The organism is Paenibacillus sp. NPDC058367 (genome assembly GCF_042723305.1).
Lineage (GTDB): Bacteria > Bacillota > Bacilli > Paenibacillales > Paenibacillaceae > Paenibacillus_AQ.
This window is the reverse complement of sequence record NZ_JBHXIZ010000003.1, coordinates 834,774-855,429: the sequence shown is the minus strand read 5'-3', so window position 1 is coordinate 855,429 and position 20,656 is coordinate 834,774. Positions and strand designations below refer to the sequence as shown.

General features: G+C 45.4%; 18 protein-coding genes, 9 tRNA genes and 2 rRNA genes. 24 read left to right on the top strand and 5 right to left on the bottom strand.

From position 1 onward, the window contains the following. The 12 genes from ACFWMP_RS20700 to ACFWMP_RS20645 form a co-directional block, all read left to right on the top strand. Positions 1–95: ribosomal RNA gene (locus tag ACFWMP_RS20700) — 23S ribosomal RNA — on the top strand; the annotation flags it as partial. A 215-nt stretch (positions 96–310) separates the two neighbouring features. Then, a 5S ribosomal RNA gene (gene rrf / locus ACFWMP_RS20695) occupies positions 311–427 on the top strand. A gap of 133 nt (positions 428–560) precedes the next feature. Beyond that, entirely contained in the window at positions 561–1,100 is a 540-nt protein-coding gene (locus tag ACFWMP_RS20690) for an AAA family ATPase (protein WP_042191143.1), read from the top strand. Between the two features lie 82 nt (positions 1,101–1,182). After that, positions 1,183–1,257: transfer RNA gene (locus ACFWMP_RS20685), tRNA-Glu, on the top strand. Between the two features lie 88 nt (positions 1,258–1,345). Continuing rightward, a tRNA-Val gene (locus ACFWMP_RS20680) sits at positions 1,346–1,421 on the top strand. 43 nt (positions 1,422–1,464) lie between these two features. Beyond that, a tRNA-Met gene (locus tag ACFWMP_RS20675) sits at positions 1,465–1,541 on the top strand. 26 nt (positions 1,542–1,567) lie between these two features. Further along, a tRNA-Asp gene (locus ACFWMP_RS20670) sits at positions 1,568–1,645 on the top strand. A gap of 15 nt (positions 1,646–1,660) precedes the next feature. After that, positions 1,661–1,733 (top strand) — tRNA-Lys (locus ACFWMP_RS20665). Between the two features lie 36 nt (positions 1,734–1,769). Next, positions 1,770–1,844: transfer RNA gene (locus tag ACFWMP_RS20660), tRNA-Gly, on the top strand. A gap of 10 nt (positions 1,845–1,854) precedes the next feature. Beyond that, positions 1,855–1,931, top strand: a tRNA-Arg gene (locus ACFWMP_RS20655). A gap of 19 nt (positions 1,932–1,950) precedes the next feature. Beyond that, positions 1,951–2,029: transfer RNA gene (locus ACFWMP_RS20650), tRNA-Leu, on the top strand. Between the two features lie 80 nt (positions 2,030–2,109). Next, positions 2,110–2,182: transfer RNA gene (locus ACFWMP_RS20645), tRNA-Lys, on the top strand. A gap of 119 nt (positions 2,183–2,301) precedes the next feature. Here the strand turns inward: ACFWMP_RS20645 and ACFWMP_RS20640 are convergent. The 3 genes from ACFWMP_RS20640 to ACFWMP_RS20630 all read right to left on the bottom strand — a co-directional run bounded on the left by ACFWMP_RS20640 (position 2,302) and on the right by ACFWMP_RS20630 (position 5,830). Then, positions 2,302–3,222 (bottom strand): aldo/keto reductase, encoded by a 921-nt coding sequence (locus ACFWMP_RS20640; RefSeq protein ID WP_379424594.1) that lies wholly within the window; start codon positions 3,220–3,222, stop codon positions 2,302–2,304. 217 nt (positions 3,223–3,439) lie between these two features. Continuing rightward, complete coding sequence (fabV, locus tag ACFWMP_RS20635; protein ID WP_379424593.1) at positions 3,440–4,630, bottom strand: enoyl-ACP reductase FabV; 1,191 nt, start codon at positions 4,628–4,630, stop codon at positions 3,440–3,442. A gap of 264 nt (positions 4,631–4,894) precedes the next feature. After that, positions 4,895–5,830, bottom strand: coding sequence for an aldo/keto reductase (locus tag ACFWMP_RS20630; protein WP_340972404.1), 936 nt, complete (start codon positions 5,828–5,830; stop codon positions 4,895–4,897). Between the two features lie 184 nt (positions 5,831–6,014). Between ACFWMP_RS20630 and ACFWMP_RS20625 the strand changes: the two genes are divergently transcribed. The 11 genes from ACFWMP_RS20625 (at position 6,015) to yajC (ending at position 18,242) form a co-directional block, all read left to right on the top strand. After that, positions 6,015–6,989, top strand: coding sequence for an ornithine cyclodeaminase family protein (locus tag ACFWMP_RS20625; protein ID WP_379424592.1), 975 nt, complete (start codon positions 6,015–6,017; stop codon positions 6,987–6,989). 11 nt (positions 6,990–7,000) lie between these two features. Beyond that, positions 7,001–8,164 (top strand): dipeptidase, encoded by a 1,164-nt coding sequence (locus ACFWMP_RS20620; protein ID WP_379424591.1) that lies wholly within the window; start codon positions 7,001–7,003, stop codon positions 8,162–8,164. Between the two features lie 11 nt (positions 8,165–8,175). Continuing rightward, positions 8,176–10,302 (top strand): CocE/NonD family hydrolase, encoded by a 2,127-nt coding sequence (locus ACFWMP_RS20615; RefSeq protein WP_379424590.1) that lies wholly within the window; start codon positions 8,176–8,178, stop codon positions 10,300–10,302. Between the two features lie 116 nt (positions 10,303–10,418). Beyond that, positions 10,419–11,138 carry a BofC C-terminal domain-containing protein gene (locus ACFWMP_RS20610; RefSeq protein ID WP_379424589.1) on the top strand — a complete coding sequence of 240 codons (720 nt, stop codon included), beginning with the start codon at positions 10,419–10,421 and terminating at the stop codon, positions 11,136–11,138. A gap of 254 nt (positions 11,139–11,392) precedes the next feature. After that, positions 11,393–11,896, top strand: a complete 504-nt coding sequence (gene ruvC, locus ACFWMP_RS20605; RefSeq protein WP_036677679.1) for a crossover junction endodeoxyribonuclease RuvC — start codon at positions 11,393–11,395, stop codon at positions 11,894–11,896. Beyond that, the gene (gene ruvA, locus ACFWMP_RS20600; protein ID WP_379424588.1) at positions 11,893–12,510 is read left to right on the top strand and encodes a Holliday junction branch migration protein RuvA; all 618 of its coding nucleotides are present in this window, start codon (positions 11,893–11,895) and stop codon (positions 12,508–12,510) included. Before ruvC ends, ruvA begins: the two co-directional genes overlap by 4 nt. 35 nt (positions 12,511–12,545) lie before the next feature. Then, entirely contained in the window at positions 12,546–13,553 is a 1,008-nt protein-coding gene (gene ruvB / locus ACFWMP_RS20595; protein WP_042191128.1) for a Holliday junction branch migration DNA helicase RuvB, read from the top strand. Positions 13,554–13,585: 32 nt separating this feature from the next. Then, positions 13,586–15,688, top strand: coding sequence for a SpoIID/LytB domain-containing protein (locus tag ACFWMP_RS20590; protein ID WP_379424587.1), 2,103 nt, complete (start codon positions 13,586–13,588; stop codon positions 15,686–15,688). Between the two features lie 9 nt (positions 15,689–15,697). Continuing rightward, complete coding sequence (gene queA, locus ACFWMP_RS20585; protein ID WP_042191125.1) at positions 15,698–16,726, top strand: tRNA preQ1(34) S-adenosylmethionine ribosyltransferase-isomerase QueA; 1,029 nt, start codon at positions 15,698–15,700, stop codon at positions 16,724–16,726. Positions 16,727–16,747: 21 nt separating this feature from the next. Further along, entirely contained in the window at positions 16,748–17,884 is a 1,137-nt protein-coding gene (tgt, locus tag ACFWMP_RS20580) for a tRNA guanosine(34) transglycosylase Tgt (protein WP_042130504.1), read from the top strand. 49 nt (positions 17,885–17,933) lie between these two features. Then, positions 17,934–18,242: a preprotein translocase subunit YajC gene (gene yajC / locus ACFWMP_RS20575; protein ID WP_042191123.1), complete on the top strand. Its 309-nt coding sequence runs from the start codon at positions 17,934–17,936 to the stop codon at positions 18,240–18,242. 94 nt (positions 18,243–18,336) lie between these two features. On the opposite strand, the gene ACFWMP_RS20570 is transcribed toward yajC, so the two are convergent. Both ACFWMP_RS20570 and ACFWMP_RS20565 read right to left on the bottom strand, forming a co-directional pair. Next, positions 18,337–19,176 (bottom strand): phosphatase PAP2 family protein, encoded by an 840-nt coding sequence (locus tag ACFWMP_RS20570; protein ID WP_256990033.1) that lies wholly within the window; start codon positions 19,174–19,176, stop codon positions 18,337–18,339. Between the two features lie 95 nt (positions 19,177–19,271). Next, positions 19,272–19,664, bottom strand: coding sequence for a TIGR04086 family membrane protein (locus ACFWMP_RS20565; protein ID WP_042191121.1), 393 nt, complete (start codon positions 19,662–19,664; stop codon positions 19,272–19,274). Between the two features lie 225 nt (positions 19,665–19,889). On the opposite strand from ACFWMP_RS20565, the gene ACFWMP_RS20560 reads away from it, so the two are divergent. Beyond that, entirely contained in the window at positions 19,890–20,654 is a 765-nt protein-coding gene (locus ACFWMP_RS20560; protein ID WP_042191118.1) for a YetF domain-containing protein, read from the top strand. The last annotated feature ends 2 nt before the right edge of the window (positions 20,655–20,656 follow it).

Genomic DNA, 20,656 nt, shown 5'->3' with positions numbered 1-20,656 from the left:
AAGACCCCTTGAAGACGACGAGGTAGATAGGTTGGAGGTGGAAGTGCAGTAATGCATGGAGCTGACCAATACTAATCGGTCGAGGGCTTATCCTAAAAATACCCCAAAAAGTGAAGAAAAGGCTGTGAAGCTAATTCCGAGTACTTTCCGGGGGCCCCGTAAGAAGGGCAAACGCAAATTCAATTCGGATTCAGTTTTCAGGAATCAAGTTCTAAACCATATGGTCCTAGTGGCTGTATGTTGATGAATTTTGTTTTCAGCATTTGGCGATGCTGAGACCTGAATAATGCATTTGTACCGCAAATGCCCGTTTGGTGGCGATAGCGGAGGGGTTCCACGCGTACCCATCCCGAACACGACCGTTAAGCCCTCCAGCGCCGATGGTACTTGGACCGAAGGGTCCTGGGAGAGTAGGACGTTGCCAAGCACGCAAGACCACTGTTGAGTAATCGACAGTGGTCTTTTTGTTGTGCCTTGTAGAGTGAATTTGCTTGTAAGGGTTTTTATGATAAAGTGGTTTAATAGAGTCACTAATAGATTATTCATGGGGGATAAAGATCTTGATTATATGGATCAATGGAGCTTTTGGTGCGGGGAAGACAGAAACTGCATATGAATTACATCGCAGACTTCCTGATTCTTTTGTATACGATCCAGAGAATGTAGGGTATTACATAAGAGCAAACATTCCCGATGTGATGACAAAAAGTGACTTTCAGAACTATTATCTTTGGCGTGAAATTAACCATTCCATGTTAAAATACATAGCTAGCGAATATAGGGGAACGATTATCGTACCTATGACCATAGTCAACCCAGAATATTGGATGGACATTGCTGGAAATCTAATAAATGAGGGATTAGAGGTTCATCATTTTACTTTGTGTGCCTCACGAGAGACGCTGCTCAAGAGATTGGGTGGTAGAGGTGAAGGGAATGACTCATGGGCCGTTCAACAGATCGACAGATGCCTCACAGGGCTTAATAAGGACGTATTTAAAGACCATTTAGACACAAATAACCTGACTACTCTAGGAGTCGTAAAGATGATAGCTAGTAAGCTTGATATCACTTTAACGCCTATTATAGAAGAAAAGTGAAAATATATTAATTTAGGTATTGCTATACTTCGAAATACATGATATAATATTTTTTGTTGTCAAAACATTTTGTTTTCAATACGGCCCGTTGGTCAAGGGGTTAAGACACCTCCCTTTCACGGAGGTAACATGGGTTCGAATCCCATACGGGTCACCAATTTCTTTAAAACGTAATTGTTCTTCTGAAATAAAATGTTGCATTACAGGTTGGATTGTGTTATGATAATTGAGTTGCTTCTTTACATGGAGGCTTAGCTCAGCTGGGAGAGCATCTGCCTTACAAGCAGAGGGTCGGGGGTTCGATCCCCTCAGCCTCCACCATGAAGCTTTCTTATGGTAATGAATAGCTAAATATTTTTAATGACGCGGGGTGGAGCAGCCCGGTAGCTCGTCGGGCTCATAACCCGAAGGCCGCAGGTTCAAATCCTGCCCCCGCAACCAATTTTCATCAAGCAATTATATCTTTTGGAACCGTGGTGTAGTTGGCCTAACATGCCTGCCTGTCACGCAGGAGATCGCGAGTTCGAATCTCGTCGGTTCCGCCATTTTTCTTGCTTCATGAGCCATTAGCTCAGTTGGTAGAGCACCTGACTTTTAATCAGGGTGTCGAAGGTTCGAGTCCTTCATGGCTCACTTCTTAAGTGAGTCGGACACTAATACATACCGTGTGCGGACGTGGCTCAGCGGTAGAGCATCGCCTTGCCAAGGCGAGGGTCGCGGGTTCGATTCCCGTCGTCCGCTCCATATAAATTTTGCGCCCTTAGCTCAGCTGGATAGAGCGTTTGACTACGAATCAAAAGGCCGGGAGTTCGAATCTCTCAGGGCGCGCCATATTTTAACTTCATACTTTGCCGGCGTGGCGGAATGGCAGACGCGCTCGACTCAAAATCGAGAGGGAAACCGTGGAGGTTCGAGTCCTCTCGCCGGTATCAATTAGCAAGCGAAGCTCTTATGCGTTAAGCTAAGGGCTTTTGCTTATTAAGTATAGCAAGGTAAATCATTATATTGTGGACTCTTAGCTCAGTTGGTAGAGCAGTAGACTCTTAATCTATTTGTCCAGGGTTCGAGCCCCTGAGAGTCCATCCTTAAAAGAAGCGGCAGAGATGCCGTTTCTTTTTTTATAAGAGTTATACGGTTTCAATTATAGTCACAAAAAAAAGCCACAAAGTACGATATTAGCGTACTTCGTGGCTTTTGATATTTATGGAAGGATATTACCCGCAGCACGGTAAATTTCATACCATTCTGGTCTGGTGAGTGTAATAGCGGATGCTTTGGCAATATCCCGCAATCGCTGCGTATTGGTTGTACCTACAACAGGCTGCATATTTGCCGGATGTCTGAGAATCCAGGCAATGGCAATAGCAGTATTGGTAACCTCTTTTTCAGCTGCTAAGCGGTTAATGACCTCGTTCAATTCAGGGAACTTGTCGTTGTCCAAGAATACACCTTCAAAGAACCCATATTGGAAAGGTGACCATGGCTGAATGGTCATGTCGTGTAGACGGCTGTACTCTAAGATCCCACCGTCATGAACAACCGAACCGGAGTTAGTCATATTCACATTGAAGCCGGTATCAATCATACCCGTAAACATAATGCTCAATTGCAGCTGGTTGAACAGCAGCGGTTGCTTTACATTTTTCTTAAGTAGCTCGATTTGTAACGGGTTCTGGTTGCTGACACCAAAATGCTTGACCAATCCCTTGCTCTCCAGAATGTCAAAAGCCTCAGCCACTTCTTCCGGCTCGAACAGCGTGTCAGGACGGTGAAGCAATAGCACATCGATATAATCGGTCTTCAAGCGTTTTAGGCTACCTTCTACGGATTGTAGGATATGCTCTTTGGAAAAATCAAAATAGCCCTTGCGGATTCCGCATTTGGTTTGGATCAGCATTTTATCACGCATACCAGGATTGTTCTGAAGTACCCCTGCGAATACCTCTTCAGCTTTGCCGTCCGCATAAATGTCGGCATGATCAAAGAAGTCTATTCCGAGCTCCAACGCACTATGTACATGTGTATCAGCCTCTTTGGCAGACAAATCCGCAATCCGCATACAGCCCAGCGAAATTTGGGATACGTCAAGTACACCATTCGCTACACTAATTTTCTTAACCATGAGTGATTCACTCCTTAGAATGTAAGTTAGAACTTGCAGTATTCTATCAAACCATATCACAAAGTGGGAGGCTAAGCCAATATGCCCTACGACGTATAGGTAGGTTGTAAGCAAAGTACAAAAAAGAGGCCGCCACATCAGTAGACTTCACTACTTTTGCAGACAACCTCTTTGTTTATACATCCAGAATTAGCATATGGATGTATTCAGAATCATTTTAATACATATTCGGAATGTCGACATTAGGATCAATATCTGCTTCGTAGTCTACGCCATCTGTTCTAAAGCCAAACAGATTGAAGAAATCTTGGCGGTAGCCTTCAAGATCAGCCAGCTCACCTGCATTATCAGTTGTCAGCTCGTCCCAACGTTTCATAACCTCTGTCTGGACATCCTCACGCATTTCCCAGTCGTCAATGCGGATCAAGCAGCTTCCGTCAGCAGTAGCCTTGCCTTCACCGTATAGGTGCTCAGAGAACAAGCGATACATTTGTTCAATACAGTTCTCGTGCAGGCCTTTTTCCTTCATCACTTCATAAAGTGCAGAGATATAAAGGGGTACTACAGGAATAGCTGAGCTGGACTGAGTTACGAGCGCCTTATTAACGGATACAAAGGCACGTCCGCCTTTTGATGAAAGAAGGTCATTCATTTGGATCGCAGTCTGTTCCAGATCGTGCTTGGCTTGGCCAATTGTTCCGTCCCGATAGATAGGGTGAGTGATTTCAGGCCCGATGTAGGAGTAAGCAACGGTAGTAGCACCATCTGCAAGGACATCAGCTGCTTGAAGCTGATCGATCCACATTCTCCAGTCTTCGCCTCCCATTACAGCGATGGTCTGACGTACTTCCTCTTCATTAGCAGGCTCAATGGTGGTCATGGTTACTTCGCCTGTATGGAAGTTCAAAGTTTTATTCGAATAAGCTGTTCCCACCGGTTTAATAACGGAGGAGAAGGTTTCTCCTGTTACCGGATGGGTACGACGAGGTGAAGCGACACTATAAATAACTAAATCGATGGTGCCATATTCAGCTTTAATCAGTGCAATGGTCTTCTCTTTAATCGCATCAGAGAAGGCATCGCCAACTATGCTGTGTGATTTAAGTCCAAGCTCTGCTGCTTGTTGTTCAAAGGCAGCGGAGTTGTACCAGCCTGCAGATGCGGTGCGCTGACCTTCCGCAGCCTTATCGAAGAACACACCAATGGTATTGGCGCCAGCACCAAAAGCAGCTGAAATTCTAGATGCCAGTCCGTATCCGGTAGAGGCACCGATGACAAGTACATTCGCAGGTCCCTCAATTTTCTTTTGCGCTTTTACATATTCAATTTGTTGTTCTATTTGTTTGGCGCATCCCTTTGGATGGGCTGTTGTGCATATAAATCCGCGTGTTTTAGGTTGAATAATCATCAAGGAATTCCCCTTTGTATAAAAATTTAAGTCTACTGATACACAGAGAAAGTATAGCAAACAATATTTACTAATACAAAGAATTTAGGATATTCGATAAGAATCCGCTGCCCTGTATTTTTGTTTGTTGGCTAGCTGCGCTATCGAGTCTTGATCATTTATTAAGGCTTGCGGACTCCAGTGACGCTATTCCTTAGAAAAGGGGCTGCCCCAGTAGCCATTTCATGACTTCAAGGACAACCCCCTTTACATTATAAGGCGCTATTACGCCTTAAAGATTGAATCAATCGCTTTGATCTCATCTGGTGTCAGCTGAACTTTCAGAGTCTGGAGATTCGATACGATCTGTTCCGGACGTTTAGCTCCGGGAATAAGTGCGTCGATGGAAGGTACGGTCAAATACCAGGCTAGCACCACATGTGCGACTTCAACACCTTTGGCATCGGCAATTTGGCGAACCTTGTCCACCTTCTCCAGGTTTTTGGCAAAGGTCGCTCCTTGAAACATTGGGTTGTTCTTTCTATTGTCGCTGAACGTATCGCCTTGCTTATACTTGCCGCCAAGAAGGCCGGACGCGAGTGGGAAGTAAGGAACGAAAGAAATGCCAAGCTCCTGCGTGTAAGGGAGCAGTTCTTTTTCTGCATCACGGTGCAGCAGGTTGTAATGGGATTGGAGAACATCCACATGCCCGTCCTTGTTGGCTTCTCTCAGCTGTTCAATGGAGAAGTTGGAGACCCCGATCGCTTTGATCTTTCCTTCATCCTTCAGCTTCTTAAGCTCGCCAACAGCTTCATCCTTAGGAGTGCTTTCATCAGGGAAATGAATATAGTAAAGATCGATATAATCGGTCCGGAGGCGTTTCAAGCTGTCTTCCACAGACTGTCTTAGAAAAGCTGGAGAGTTGTCGATCGTAACCTTATCGCCAGTAATCTTGTGAGCGCCCTTAGTAGCAATAACCACATTGTCACGGCCGCCTCTTTCTCTCAGCACTTCTCCAATAAGTTCCTCGGATCTACCTGGACCATAGATAAAGGCGGTATCAATGAAATTGATCCCATGGTCAAGAGCGTTGCGAACGATGTCTTTACCAGTCTCATCATTTAAGCCGGGAAATAAATTATGCCCACCAACAGCATTGGCACCCAGTCCGAGAGGGAGTACCTGCAAATTTGTTCTACCTAAAGTTATTTTACTAGACATAATCAATCGTCAGCTCCTTAAAATAGAATATGAACTATATTAAGTATAGCTAATAGCCCGTGGTAAGACAAATTGCTGATTTCCAGCTTTATACATGAATATTTAAAGCGTATAAGTTATGATATAAAGAATAATTTTGCGTTCCCACATTTGTTGCCACAATGAAGTAAAGGAGGTTTGTCTTATGCTAGTTATTAATCAAAATGAAGTGGCTGAGCTATTAGCAATGGAGTCTTGCATCACAGTGATGGAATCCGTTTTGAAGGACTTGTCCGCAGGACAAGCCATACAGAGCTTAAGACAAGTACTCCCGCTGCACCAAGGCAATCTGATTGGCTTAATGCCGGGCTTTTTGCAGAGTGAAGAAGTAGCAGGTGCCAAAATCATCAGTGTGTTTCCAAGCAACCATGGCTTAGGTTTACCTTCGCATCAAGGCCTTGTTACGTTATTCGATTCTTCTACCGGTATTCTGAAAGCTGTAGTAGATGGACAGAAGATTACCGCAATTCGCACAGCGGCTGTTAGCGCAGTAGCCACTCGTTATCTGGCTAGAGAAGATGCAGAGGTGCTTGCCATTCTAGGTACCGGCGAGCAAGCCAAAAGCCATCTAGAAGCGATGCTACTGGTTCGATCGATTCGTGAGGTCAGAGTTTGGAGTAGGGCACTTGCAAAGGCAAGAGATTTCCAAGCAGAAATGAGCCGTAAATATGGTGTGGACATCCTTGTGGCTGAGACTATTCAAGAGGCAGTTAATCCAGCAGATATCATTTGTACCGTAACAGCATCCACAGAGCCTGTACTCGAAGGAGAATGGCTGAAGCCTGGAGTACATATCAATGCGGTTGGAGCCTGCAGAGCAGCGGATCGTGAGCTGGATTCGGAGACCGTACGGTTAGCTAAGTTATATGTAGACCGATTGGAATCCGCGCATAATGAATCTGGGGATTATTTAATTCCGCTGAACGAAGGCGTGATTACTTCAGGCCATATTATCGGTGAAATCGGTGAACTGATCAGCGGGAATATTGAGGGCAGAGCTACAGCTGATGAGATCACTCTTTTTAAAGGACTAGGACTTGCAATAGAGGATTTAGCAGCAGCCAACTTCATTTATAATGAAGCTGTTAAATTACAAAAAGGCATTGAAATTGCATTCTAAGGAGCGACCACATGATGAGCACATATGAAGGTTTGTATGATTTCAAGTTGACGGAGCAAGACGAAGAGCGGGCCGTACATTTGCATGCGCAGAACATTAATATTGATTTGCTATTTCAAGGTCCCTTATCTCCAAACGCAATTCCAGAGTCCGTGTCTAAAAAAATAAAAGAGCTGTGTGAGCCCTATAAAGATGAGCCGATGATATACAGCAGCATGCCAGCAAAAATGATCACAAAGCTGTCGGCCAGCGGTGAGATCCCCGAGTATAAAAGTGAATGGTATAAATCGGGAATTACCGCGGGTAACCGGGAACTTCATTTAGAGTCCTTAGAAAGCATGATCAATAGCATGGCTGAAGTTCAGCTTCAGTTTGACTCCGCAGATTGGTTAGTTAAAGCTTTAACCGCAGAGGATATACGTGCAGCCAAGCGTAATGGCCATAAGGCGGGTATTATCACAGCTCAAGAAACGGATGGCCTAGGTACTAATCTGGACCTATTAGATGTGTTACATAATTTTGGCTTAAGAATTTTACAATTAACTTATAACAATCAGAATCAGGTCGGTGCAGGCTGTGCAGAACAGTCGAACGCTGGGATTACGAATTATGGAAAAAGATTCATTGAGCGTTTGAACAAGCTCGGGATCATTGTAGATACGGGACATTGTGGAAAACAGACCACGCTCGATGCTTGCCAGTATTCTAAGACTCCGGTCATTGCTTCACACACAGGTGTAGAGGCTGTCTATCCTCATATGCGCTGTAAAAGTGATGAAGAGATTATCGCGATAGCGAAGACGGGTGGAGTCATCGGTATTTTTGCTATGCCGTGGTTTGTTCATGAAGATCCTAACCATACGACCATTGATCATGTGCTGGATCATATCGAATATGTGATTCGGCTTGTAGGCGTGGATCATGTCGGGATTGGAACGGATTGGCCGATGAGCGATGTGATCTGGTCATTGGTTTATTTTAAAGAACACATTGCACCTAAGCTAGGATTTGCCAAAGGAGACGGACCTTCTACTGAAACCGTTGCTGGGCTTGAAAAATATAGCTATTTTATCAACTTTACTAGAGGTCTAGTGGCTCGCGGTTATAAGGATGAGGATATTGCAAAGATTATGGGTGGCAACTGGCTGCGCGTGTTTGAAGAAATTTGGGGATAGGGGATAAATAGATGACAACATACTTGAACACAACTACATTTAACTTCTACTGTTCTGGCATTTATTCAGGGAAAATACATTTTACGGAACAACAAATTAAACTCGCTAAGGTTGATCCACGCAGACGAACACAAATGCAATACAATGCGCTGGATAGTCAGTTCAAGACCGTTCTTCCAATTCAAAAAATCCACGAACACATGGATGCTTACGCTAAAGCAGAATGGGTCAATGATGAGGTAGTTCTAAGTAATGGTGATCTTTATCAAAAGCATATTCAGTATCAGGCTGTATTGGATGGCCGTGAGCTTACTTCACAAGTATGGGCGTTACGAAAAGAGACGGCACTGGATATTGTGACCTTGGATGGTGAGATTATTGCCTTTCTTACGCCGAATCGGTATGGCATCGAGCTGATTGTTAAAGCAGGATATGAGAAGCTGACGCCTCTGGTTGTTTATGATGATCCCCTTTTGTCCAAGCCAGAGTATGGTGTAAATGATTTGGGTACGGATCTGATTCCGATGCGTGATGGCGTGAGACTGGCTACGGATGTGTTTCTTCCTGAGGGCATTCAGCCGGGAACCAAGCTGCCGACGATTCTTGTGAGAACCTGCTATGACCGTAACGGGAAAAAAGAGATTTTTATGAGATGGGCTAACAAAGGTTATGCAGTGGTGTCACAGGACGTAAGAGGTCGGGCGGATTCGGAGGGGGAGTTGATCCCTTTTTATAATGAACGGGATGATGGCTACGATACGATCGATTGGATTATCGCGCAGGAATGGTCGGACGGAAATGTTGGAATGTGGGGCGCGTCCTATCTCGGCTTTGTGGTTGTCTCGGCGGCGACCAGCGGGCACCCAAATTTGAAGGCTGTTGTGGATGAAGTGAATGTTGGCTCACCGTTTGTAGATACAGCGCGTAAGGGTGGGACGCTTTGCTCTTGGCCACTCTTGTCTTGGACGCTTGCACAATCTGTGGGTACCCGGACGGATTTTGATATTTTTGGGGGCATTACGGTGAACCCAGAAGCGGCCGTCGATGCGAGACCGATTAAGGAGATTCCACAGCAAATGATCGGCAAAGCATCAGGACCTTGGGATTTGTGGAGCCAGCATCCGGAGTATGATGATTTCTGGAGAAACTGTACCTTTACGGAACGCGGGGATCAAGTGCAGGTCCCTATGTATGTGATCTCAGGCTGGTATGATGGCGACAGCCCTGGCGTATCGGAGACTTGGAGAATGCTGACTGAACATGATGTGCCAAATCGTAAAATCCGTCTGGGTGCATGGGAGCATGGGCCAAACCGAGCCAGAGATTATGAGGGAGTAAGCTTCGGCAATGATGCAGTCGTCTATAATTATGATGTTTCTGTACTGCGCTGGTTCGACCGCTTCCTCAAAGGCATTCCGAACGGAATAGATCAGGAGCCTAGAGCCTCTTATTATGTCGTTGGTGAGAATCAGTGGAGAACGTCGGAGGATTGGACACCAGTTGAAGCTACAACTACGCCGTTTTATCTTTCCAGTGCTGGCCGTGCTAATTCAGGACAAGGAGACGGGAAGCTGCTCACAGCGCCAGAGGAACACTCTCCAGAAGATACTTATGTCTATAACCCAAATGATCCTATGAATGATAGCGGTGAGCGGGAGCCTGAAAATTTGCGGAAATATGAGCTCCGAAATGATATTCTTGTGTACACTAGTGAGGTGTTGACGGAAGAATTGACTATTGCTGGCGAATTGTCTGCTGTCATCTACGCCGCTAGCACAGGTAAGGATACGGATTGGGTAGTTACGCTTAGTGATGTGAATGAACATGGAGACTCTATCCGGTTATCTAACTATATTGTCAGAGCTAAATATCGTCATGGGTTTGATGCACCAGAACTGCTCACGCCAGGGCAAGTGGAGGCATACGATATTTTCATGCCGAATATTGCTCACAGATTTGCGGTAGGACACCGAATTCGTTTTTCGATTACCTCTTCCAGTAAATTCGTTGCTTTCCCGAATACGAATACTGGTGATAACCCGTATGAAGATTCAGAGGCGATTACAGTGCTGCAGACTGTTTACCATAATAGTGAATATCCAAGCCATGTGAAGCTGCCGGTTATTCCTAACGCTTGAACGATACTGCAAGGTCAACCTTGCAATTAGGATAAAATAGCGATTATTCACAGAAAAGCGCATAAATGATCCCTTCTCAGGTCACAATAGGGAAAAACCAGAATGAAGGGATTAACGTGTCGCGCATAAAAAAACAACTTTGGCAGCGATGGAGACGTTGGAAAAAGGCGCTTTGGGTAGGGGCAGCTTGTTTAGCTCTTACTGTACTGGCATGGCGAAGTATGCAGGTACCTGAGGAAATCAGTGGACTGCTGACGGATTCTAGTTGGACGGATAGTGCCGAAAGCGAGTTGGCCGCAGCTGTATTTAAAGTAGGCGTGGACAGCGGTGAGGAGAAAGAGAAGGGCACCATAAAAAACGAACAACTGTTGCAGACGATCGCTCAAAGCGGACTCAGCAGAACCGTTCATTTAAAAATATCGTATGTATCTGGGGAAGAAGTTCAGACATTGCCAGGTGTAAAGAACCCGCTTCAGCTTAAAAAGATAATTCAGGAACACCCTGCATGGAGCGGCTTCATCAGCAGTGATGGAGATTTGTGGCTGGAACAAAAAGTGAATGATCTATCGACCCTAACGAAAAAAGAAGCCTATATCGGGGTCGATGCATTTGGAAATTTGAAATTGTTTAAAGGCCCTCCGGTACAGGAAAAGGTTCTGAAGACCTTTTTTCAAATGGATATGGGTTCCTTGAAATCCTCCCTGCCGGAAAGTATTTGGAAAGAGCTTCATGAGGGCATTCGTGTACAAGATATTGAAGAGTACAACAGCGTATTGTCCACCTTCAGTGACTATGCGCGTGAGGCTGCCGAACATGTCATGCAGAATAAGCAATAGCATCCTTAAGCATATCAGCTGTCCTAAAGTCATTATTAATGGCTATAGGGCAGCTTTTTTTTGCAAATATAAGAAAGTTTGAGGTTCTCATTGTAGGCCTAAAGTTGCCATTTCGCATTAGAGGGTAAACTTTTTTTCTCCCGGAAGGGGTATTTTTGCTATAATGGTTTGAAGGAATACATATGTTCGCTTCATAGCGGAGTAATGGATGAAAACGGTGGAATAAACTGCCTGTTATAGAGGAGAGATCGTGCTTGCGCATTTTGGGAATTGATCCAGGGCTGGCGATTGTCGGTTTTGGCTTTGTGGATAAGGAAGGTCATAAGTTGACCCCGGTCCAATATGGTTGTATCCAGACTGAGGCTCACACGCCTGAGGAAGAACGTCTGCTGCATGTCTATGAAGGCATGGGTCAGCTCATTGATAAATATAAACCTGATGCTGTAGCGATAGAGAAGTTGTTCTTCGCACGTAATGTTACAACAGCATTGCCAGTAGCACAGGCCCGCGGAGTGACGATATTAGCTGCTGTACAGCGTGGCTTACCCGTCTCGGAATATACACCTATGATGGTGAAGCAGGCTGTAGTTGGTTATGGTAAGGCAGAGAAACGGCAGGTACAGGAAATGGTGAAGCTGCTACTGAAATTATCGGCGATCCCTAAACCGGATGATGTAGCGGATGCACTCGCGGTAGCGGTATGTCATGCCCATTCGAGCAGTCTTAATTCTAAATTAAATGAGGTATTGCGAAAATGATAGATTTCTTAAGAGGACCCGTCGTTCATTTAGAGTCGGAATATGTGGTGCTGGATGTGCAGGGCGTAGGATATCGGGTGTTCTGCCCGAACCCTTATGCATTTGCTAAAGTAGAAGGACCTGTAACGATCTATATTCATTATCAAACACGTGAGGATGCGACGCTTCTGTTCGGGTTCCCGACTCGGGAGGAGCAAAAATTGTTCCGCAAGTTGATTGAGGTATCTGGGATCGGTCCGAAGGTTGCGCTCGGAATACTGACAGGTGGAACTCCAGATCAGTTGATCTCGGCAATTTACCAAGAGAATATAACCTTCTTAACGAAACTGCCGGGCATTGGCAAGAAGACGGCGCAGCGGATGATCCTAGATTTGAAGGACAAGCTGGACGGACTCAGTATGGCTACCATGCAAACGGGATTATTTGCAGTTCCAATGGAAGAAGCATCGGATGGGTTAGCTTGGCAAGAGGCTAGGGATGCCCTTAAGGGATTGGGTTATACCGAAAGTGAATTGGACCGTGTGTGGCTCGCTATGAAAAAAGAGGGCGCAGAGACAGGGACTGTAGATGTGTTGATGAAGAAAGCACTTGGGCTATTATATATTGCTAAGTAAAGCCGAACACATCCTGAAGAAAGGGAGCGATAGGAATGGATGACCGGATTATATCCGCTAATTTGATGATGGACGAGCAAGCCGTAGAATTAAGCTTACGCCCTCGTTATCTGGGAGAATATATCGGACAGAATCAGGTAAAAGAAAACCTGAAAATATATATCGAAGCGGCCAAAATGAGAAGTGAAGCGCTGGATCATGTGCTGCTCTACGGGCCTCCAGGTCTCGGTAAAACAACACTCGCGAACATTATCGCCAATGAGCTGGGTGTGAATTTACGAACAACGTCCGGTCCTGCGATAGAGCGGCCGGGAGATTTAGCCGCCCTGCTGACGAACCTGCAGGAAGGCGATGTGCTGTTCATCGATGAAATTCACCGCTTACACCGGACGGTGGAGGAGGTTATGTATCCGGCGATGGAGGACTTCGCGCTGGACATCATGATCGGCAAAGGGCCAAGTGCCCGTTCGGTACGCTTGGATTTGCCGCCTTTCACACTTATAGGTGCTACCACCCGTGCTGGCCTGCTGTCAGCGCCACTACGTGATCGTTTCGGAGTGGTCAGCCGCTTGGAGTTCTATACCATAGATGAGCTAAGCTTCATTGTTGCTCGAAATGCAGATCTTTTAGGGATTGAGATTGTCGGAGATGCGGCGGAAGAGATAGCGCTTCGTTCCCGTGGAACGCCGCGGATTGCGAACCGACTATTGAAGCGAGTCCGTGATTTTGCTCAAGTGCGCGGCGATGGGATTATAACCCCTGAGATTTCTGGGGAAGCCCTGAAGATGCTACAAGTGGATCCACGTGGGCTGGACAGCATCGACCACAAGATGTTAAGAGCGATGATTTCAAGCTTTCGTGGCGGTCCTGTAGGACTGGATACGATTGCTGCTACAATTGGTGAGGAGAGTCAGACGATTGAGGATGTTTATGAGCCCTACCTGCTGCAGATAGGATTCTTGCAGCGGAGCCCTCGTGGAAGAATTGTAACCCCGGCCGCTTATCATCACTTAGGCCTTCCGCTCCCTCCGGAGCAGCATTGAGTCAGTAACTACATTTAAAAGGAGGATGCTGGATGAAGCATACGAAGATGAAATGGAGAGGAATAGCTCCACTAAGCAAAGGATTGCTAGCAGCTGCGATTGCTGTGGGAAGTCTCTTGATCCCTGCGGGTGCCAGTCATGCCGATTCTAATAGTACGATACGAGTTGCCCTTTATGCCGATATTGGTAGTAAATATAAATCTACCGTGCCAGTAGTAACTATGTTATCGACACAAAGCTTCACTTTGATGTCAAACCAACCAGGGAGCACTCCTTTGTTATCGGTGCCTGCCCAGAGCAGAATTCGTGTTAGTGTGGATGGTTATAGAGTAAAGGTAATGGAGACTTCAAGCTGGAAAACAGCTGCCGATGCGGCTAAAAAGCTTCAGTCCACCTCTGATAAGCCTCAAATTTATATGATTTCTAGAAATGGAACCAATGTATATCAGTTGTATACAGGTGTCTATGCCAGTGAAGCTGCTGCCAAGGATGGACTTGCCCGTGTAGTAAAGGCAGGACTCGGCATTCCTGCTGATCAAACCCCTGCGGTGAAAGGGGATAAGCATTTATCGGCGGGTCGCTATACTTCGGAACAAGAAGCTGATACTGCTCTGAGTAGTATTACAGCTGCTGGTTTTGATGCCTGGAAGGTGTTTCTCTCAGGAAGTGATGGCAGTGCTCAGTTTGAGGTATGGGTAGGCGAAGCTGCGAATGACAAAGATTTGGGTGCTGTTCAGACCGCAGTGTCAGCAGCATTGCCACAGCTTGCTATGTCTGCTGCAACTTCACCTGGGTTAATCATGCGTCTGGATGCTGGGCTGGACCTTAGCAGCGAGACACAGGCTAATCATTATATGGTTTCCGGAAATGATGCTAAATTTTTGGCCGTTGGCAGTGAGGCTGGAATTCAGCTCGAAGAAAGATCCAAGCGTACCTACCGTGGAAATATGGAACTAAGTAATTTGAGAGGTTCCCTAGCGGTTATCAATGAAGTGCCACTGGAACAATATTTGTATGCAGTGGTTGGAGGAGAGGTTTCCTCCAGCTGGCCGGATGAAGCTCTAAAGGCTCAGGCTGTCGCCGCCCGAAGCTATGCAATGGCGCAAGGCAACCGTTTCGAAGTAGCGAATGTAGTAGATTCTACATTGAGTCAGGTATATAACGGAATCGGATCAGAGGCTCCAGTTATTATTAAGGCAGTGGATGCTACTGCCGGTGAAGTATTGATGAGTGGTGGTAAAGTTATAGAGGCTGTGTTCTCCTCGAACAGTGGCGGAATAACCTCTGATCCATCAGAGGTATGGGGCAATGGTGGAGATGCATTCGCCAGCGTTCCCAGCAAAGAGGATGTCGCAGCTACCGCGACCGCTAAGAAGTGGTATTATTTACTGCTCGCTAATGGTACCTCTGGATACGCACGTGAGGATAACATTAAATTGACAGGAAATAAAACTGCAGCGGGACTGGATATAGCGACAGCTACCACTAAAGATGTCAATGTACGCCCCCTTCCTGCTGTTGAAAGTAGTGTAAGTGCGGTAGGTAAACTGAATCCAGGCGAGAATGCTGTTGTTCTAGACAAAGTCTATGAGTCCGGTAGTTATAGCTGGATCAAAGGGCCATACACCTCTGCCGACCTTTTAAAAAGCTTGCAGGGTAAAACAACTAGCGCGCTCCCTTCTAGCATCCTTAATTTGCAGGTCACTCAGCGCGGCCCTTCTGGAAGAGCGATTCAGGTGAAAGCAAATGGTCAGGCACTGGATGTGAAATATCCTGATATGTTCCGTTCTGCGTTCAATGGATTGCCAAGTACATTGTTTGATATTGTACCAGCCGGAAGTTATACTGTATTAGGCGCTGACGGTGCTACCAGCACGATTGGAAGTTCACAGAGCGCAGGTTTACTCTCTGCATCAGGTAAGGTTAATGTGAACGGTAGTGGAACTGTAGTGATGGGTGGGGATTCCTCAGCCAGAGCGATTACTAACAGTTCGGGCTTTCTGTTCATTGGCCAAGGATACGGTCATGGTCTCGGCATGTCGCAATGGGGCGTGAAAGGCATGGCTGACAGCGGGTATGATTACAAGCAGATATTGCAACACTATTATCAGAACGTTACTATAGTTAAGGAATGAAGACAGACCATGAATGTAGACGCATATGATTTTCATTTACCGGAAGAATTAATTGCCCAGACACCACTCTCTGACCGTAGCTCTTCTAGACTGCTCTTAGTAAATAAGGAGGATGGGGAGCTGGCTCACCGGCATTTTACCGATATTATTAATTATTTTCAACCGGGAGATACGCTTGTTCTGAATGATACGAGAGTCATTCCTGCCAGATTGTTTGGGGCTAAAGAAGATACGGGGGCTAAAGCTGAAGTGCTTCTCCTTAAGAATCTGGGAGACGATCGTTGGGAAGCTCTTGTAAAGCCAGGTAAAAAGCTCAAGACAGGAGCGGTTATCATCTTTAGTGATGAGCTTCGTGCTGTTATTGAGGACGAGGCTGATATGGGTGGACGAACGCTTCGGTTCATTTATCAGGGTATTTTTCAGGAGATTCTGGACAGGCTGGGAACAATGCCACTGCCTCCTTATATTAAGGAAACACTCGATGATCGGGAACGATATCAGACCGTTTATGCTAAGCATGAAGGATCAGCTGCTGCTCCTACAGCAGGGCTTCATTTTACCAAAGAACTGTTGGATCAGATTGAAGCCAAGGGTGTAAATATTGCTTATATTACACTTCATGTAGGTCTCGGAACGTTCCGTCCGATGTCTGTTGAGAAGGTTGAAGAGCATGTTATGCATTCAGAGTATTTTGTAATGTCTCAAGAAACAGCAGATACTATAAATGCTACCAAGGAACAAGGTGGTCGCATTATAGCGGTAGGGACAACTTCTTGTCGGACACTTGAAACAGTCGGAAGACAATGCGAAGGCGGTCCGCTAGTGGAATGTAGTGGCTGGACGGATATTTTCATCTATCCGGGCTATAAGTTTAGTGTAGTTAATGCGTTAATTACTAATTTTCATTTGCCGAAGTCTACTTTGGTGATGTTGGTTAGTGCTTTGGCAGGTCGGGAACATATTCTAGCTGCTTATGAAGAAGCGATAGAGCAGAAATACCGGTTTTTTAGCTTTGGAGATGCAATGTTTATTTACTAAGGTAAGAGGATGGGTTAACTTATGGCAGCAATTACTTATGAGCACATCAAAACGTGCAAACAATCCGGAGCAAGACTTGGAAGAGTCCATACTCCACATGGTGTGATTGAGACACCTGCATTTATGCCAGTCGGCACACAAGCTACAGTCAAGACAATGAGTCCTGAAGAACTGAAAGAGATGGATGCTCATATTATTTTGAGCAATACGTACCATTTGTTCCTGAGACCTGGCCATGATATTGTTCGTGAAGCAGGCGGACTGCACAAGTTCATGAACTGGGACCGTCCCATTCTAACGGATAGCGGCGGATTTCAAGTATTCTCGCTTAGTGACATGCGCAAGATTACCGAAGAAGGCGTTCATTTCCGTTCCCATCTAAATGGGGATAAGAAGTTCTTGTCTCCTGAAGTAGCTATGGAAGTTCAGAACGCACTTGGCTCTGATATCATGATGGCATTCGATGAGTGTCCTCCATTCCCAGCGGAATATGACTACGTGAAAAAATCATTGGAGCGTACAACACGCTGGGCAGAACGTTGCCTGAAAAGTCATGCTCGCCCGAATGATCAAGGGCTGTTCGCTATCGTTCAAGGAGGTATGTATGAGGATCTTCGCCGTCAGAGCGCGGCAGATTTGACTTCCATGGATTTCCCGGGGTATGCTATTGGAGGGCTCAGCGTCGGAGAGTCCAAGCAGCTAATGTATGAAGTGCTGGATTATACAGTTCCCCTGCTGCCACAAGGCAAACCTCGCTATTTGATGGGCGTTGGTTCACCGGATGCGCTGTTGGAAGGTTCAATCCGGGGAGTGGACATGTTCGACTGTGTTCTGCCTACCCGTATTGCTCGTAATGGAACAACGATGACCAGTCAGGGAAGACTCGTTGTACGCAACGCAAAGTATGCCCGCGATTTTGGGCCGCTTGATCCGGAGTGCAACTGCTATACATGCCGGAATTATTCCCGCGCTTATTTGCGCCATCTAATCAAAGCCGATGAAACCTTCGGACTTAGATTGACGACATACCATAACTTGCACTTCCTGTTGGATTTGATGCGTAAAGTGCGCGAAGCCATCAAGGAAGATCGGCTGCTTGATTTTCGCGATGAGTTTTTTGCTAAATACGGATTATATGATAATCTTAAAGGCTTCTAAAGCTTCGTTGAGGTCCATGTTTTAATGTGCTTTGAAAGGGGGGAGAAATATGTTTCAATATGCAGCAGCAACAGGCGGAGGTAGTATACTGGGTCTTGTAGGTCCATTCGTACTTATGTTTGTAGTATTCTACTTCTTGCTGATTCGTCCGCAACAGAAGAAGACCAAAACACGTAATGCAATGTTGAAGTCTCTGAAAAAGGGCGATAAAATCGTTACTATTGGTGGTCTTCACGGTACGATCATGGAGATTTCCGATGATATCGTGGTTCTACGGGTCAATGATGTAACTAAACTGACCTTTGATCGCGGTTCCATTAGTCACTCCGTTGCCACGGACGTGGAGGAGAAAGTATAGTTTCGTTATTTAAAAGTACATAAAAAGCGGTGTCTTCTCATTAAGAGAATGACACCGCTTTTTTGATGTTCATCTTTCATCGTGATCTATGGGTTTAACGCATATCCGTTATTCGGCTGCGAACGGTGAGCGATTCTTCACGTCCCCGTAAGGTTAATTTGGCAAGCTGTACACCAACTGTTGAAGCTAGGACTGCTAGCAGAGTGCCGCCTATCATATCTGTAAGCCAATGAATGCCCAGATAGAATATACCAAAGACGATTACGACTGCGGAAATACTCGTAATGACCATCCACCGGCGGTTTCCTGAACGGAATGCCAGTAATGCCATCGTAACGGAAATGGACGTATGTAGACTCGGGAAGCAGTTGTTGAGACCGGATAGAGGGCGGTACTCTTGCTCAAACTTCGGAAATACATCCAGCATAGTAAATCTAACGCCTGCAGGTACATAGGACCATACCTCATTTACAGGGAAGTATAGGTAGAATGGAATTGCTACAGCATAGTTAATGATAATAGCATAGCAGGTAGCGTACAGCATCACACGGTTCTTATCTAACAGATAGACACCTAGAGAAGCTGCTAGTACAGATTGAAGCATGAAAATGTAGAAGAAAACTATGATAGGCGTTAGCCATGGACTATAGAATATATCCTGAACAGCTTGGACAAAATGCCCCTCTAGCCCAAATACAAATGATGTATAGTCTGAGGTAAGATGCATTTTTTCTTCAATTTGTAGTTCGTATTTATTCAAGACCAGTACACCAAACATGCCTACCATCAGTAGCAAAAACTTGTAGGATCGCAGCATCTCTTTTCCGATTTCAACTAATGCCATGATTGGATTTCGACGAGCGCCAATCCATACTAATATCACTACTAATGCAACTGTGTACAAAACAATATGATTCATTGATTGGTAAAACAAAGCATTCGAAGCCTCCTTGATTCTCTTTATGAAGTCAGATGATCACAGTTTAACATATTTCCAAGGAATGTTTCGAATTTTATGGAATAATAATTTTAGCTTTTCTGTAAATTAACCCCAAACATTCCGCCAAGTGCACCAATTGCTGCCGCAGCTAGAACCCAAAGAAGGTCAACACCAGAGGGTGAGCTATCCAGTGCCAGAAATCCAATTAACAGAACGATAATCCCGTAAAAGATTCCTGTAAGACTTCCTTGATACCAGCCTTTGTTCGTGGCTCTGCGACCGGCGGTTAGTCCTCCGAATGCTGCGGCTATGCCGTGCACTATATAAGTGTACATTGAGAGATCCTGCTCCTTCAGACCGCTGCCCCATAATAAAAGAGAGAGGACAAACGCGCCAAGCAGCATCCAAAGGAATGATCGACATAGGCCAGACAATACAGGATTGGCTATTCTCCATGAGAACAGGCGCCGGATTAAATACATGGTACAACCTCCTAAAGTTTTTTTAGAAAAATAATCTACATAAGTTATTATTCATTGTATGGGAAGGCTTGCCCCAATAGTACAAGAATGGGCATTGTAGCCTTTTTACCATTAATTAATATGTGAGCTTCCGAATGTTCCCTGTGCTGAGCGGTCAGAATAGGGTTACATTAATCCGCCCGAGAAAACAAGTCTGCGGGTGAGAGTGGAGGGGAGCGAAGCTATATGTCCCAGCATATCACTACCCATATTTTCTTGACCGTGCTGATGTATTTCTTCATATTCCTGTGCATGCGTATCATGGGGAAGAGGGAAATCGGTAAGCTATCTGTATTTGATCTAACGATCTCAATTATGATTGCTGAGATTGCTGTTTTTGTGATTGAGGATATTAATCGCCCGATTTACGAAGGTCTGGTTCCGATGGCCACACTGGTTATCATTCAAGTTGTGGTTGCTCAGCTCAGTCTTAAGAGTAGAAAGATTCGGCTGTTAATGGACGGTAAACCGAGCATACTTATTTCTGGAGGCAAGCTGCACCGGGGAGAGATGCGTAAACAAAGGTACAATATTGATGATCTATTGCAGCAATTGCGTGGTCAGAACATCGCCAGTCCTGCTGATGTGGAATTTGCGATTCTGGAGCCCAGTGGACAGCTTACCGTTTTCGAGAAAGACAAAGGACTTTCATCTTCCAATCAAACAGGCAATAGCAGTTCAGTTGCTGAGAATAATAAGACCGATGAGGATGCAGATGTAAGCAGTCAGAAAGTTAAACTGCCAAAGAACAAAATCAGATATGAAGGGCTTCCTATTCCATTGATTATGGATGGAAAGGTCCAGGATCATAATTTAGAGATGATAGGAAAAACAAGGTTCTGGTTAAGAACACAGATCCGCCAAAAGGGTGTATCAGATTTTCGGGATGTATTTCTTTGCTCCATAGACCATAAAGGCCGAGTTTATGTTGACCGTTTGGATAATCGATAACC

Coding starts and splice junctions, on each gene's coding strand:
- ACFWMP_RS20640 (WP_379424594.1), bottom strand. CDS start 3,222: ATGGTTAAGAAAATTAGTGTAGCGAATGGTGTACTTGACGTATCCCAA.
- fabV (WP_379424593.1), bottom strand. CDS start 4,630: ATGATTATTCAACCTAAAACACGCGGATTTATATGCACAACAGCCCAT.
- ACFWMP_RS20630 (WP_340972404.1), bottom strand. CDS start 5,830: ATGTCTAGTAAAATAACTTTAGGTAGAACAAATTTGCAGGTACTCCCT.
- ACFWMP_RS20625 (WP_379424592.1), top strand. CDS start 6,015: ATGCTAGTTATTAATCAAAATGAAGTGGCTGAGCTATTAGCAATGGAG.
- ACFWMP_RS20620 (WP_379424591.1), top strand. CDS start 7,001: ATGATGAGCACATATGAAGGTTTGTATGATTTCAAGTTGACGGAGCAA.
- ACFWMP_RS20615 (WP_379424590.1), top strand. CDS start 8,176: ATGACAACATACTTGAACACAACTACATTTAACTTCTACTGTTCTGGC.
- ruvA (WP_379424588.1), top strand. CDS start 11,893: ATGATAGATTTCTTAAGAGGACCCGTCGTTCATTTAGAGTCGGAATAT.
- ruvB (WP_042191128.1), top strand. CDS start 12,546: ATGGATGACCGGATTATATCCGCTAATTTGATGATGGACGAGCAAGCC.
- ACFWMP_RS20590 (WP_379424587.1), top strand. CDS start 13,586: ATGAAGCATACGAAGATGAAATGGAGAGGAATAGCTCCACTAAGCAAA.
- queA (WP_042191125.1), top strand. CDS start 15,698: ATGAATGTAGACGCATATGATTTTCATTTACCGGAAGAATTAATTGCC.
- tgt (WP_042130504.1), top strand. CDS start 16,748: ATGGCAGCAATTACTTATGAGCACATCAAAACGTGCAAACAATCCGGA.
- yajC (WP_042191123.1), top strand. CDS start 17,934: ATGTTTCAATATGCAGCAGCAACAGGCGGAGGTAGTATACTGGGTCTT.
- ACFWMP_RS20565 (WP_042191121.1), bottom strand. CDS start 19,664: ATGTATTTAATCCGGCGCCTGTTCTCATGGAGAATAGCCAATCCTGTA.
- ACFWMP_RS20560 (WP_042191118.1), top strand. CDS start 19,890: ATGTCCCAGCATATCACTACCCATATTTTCTTGACCGTGCTGATGTAT.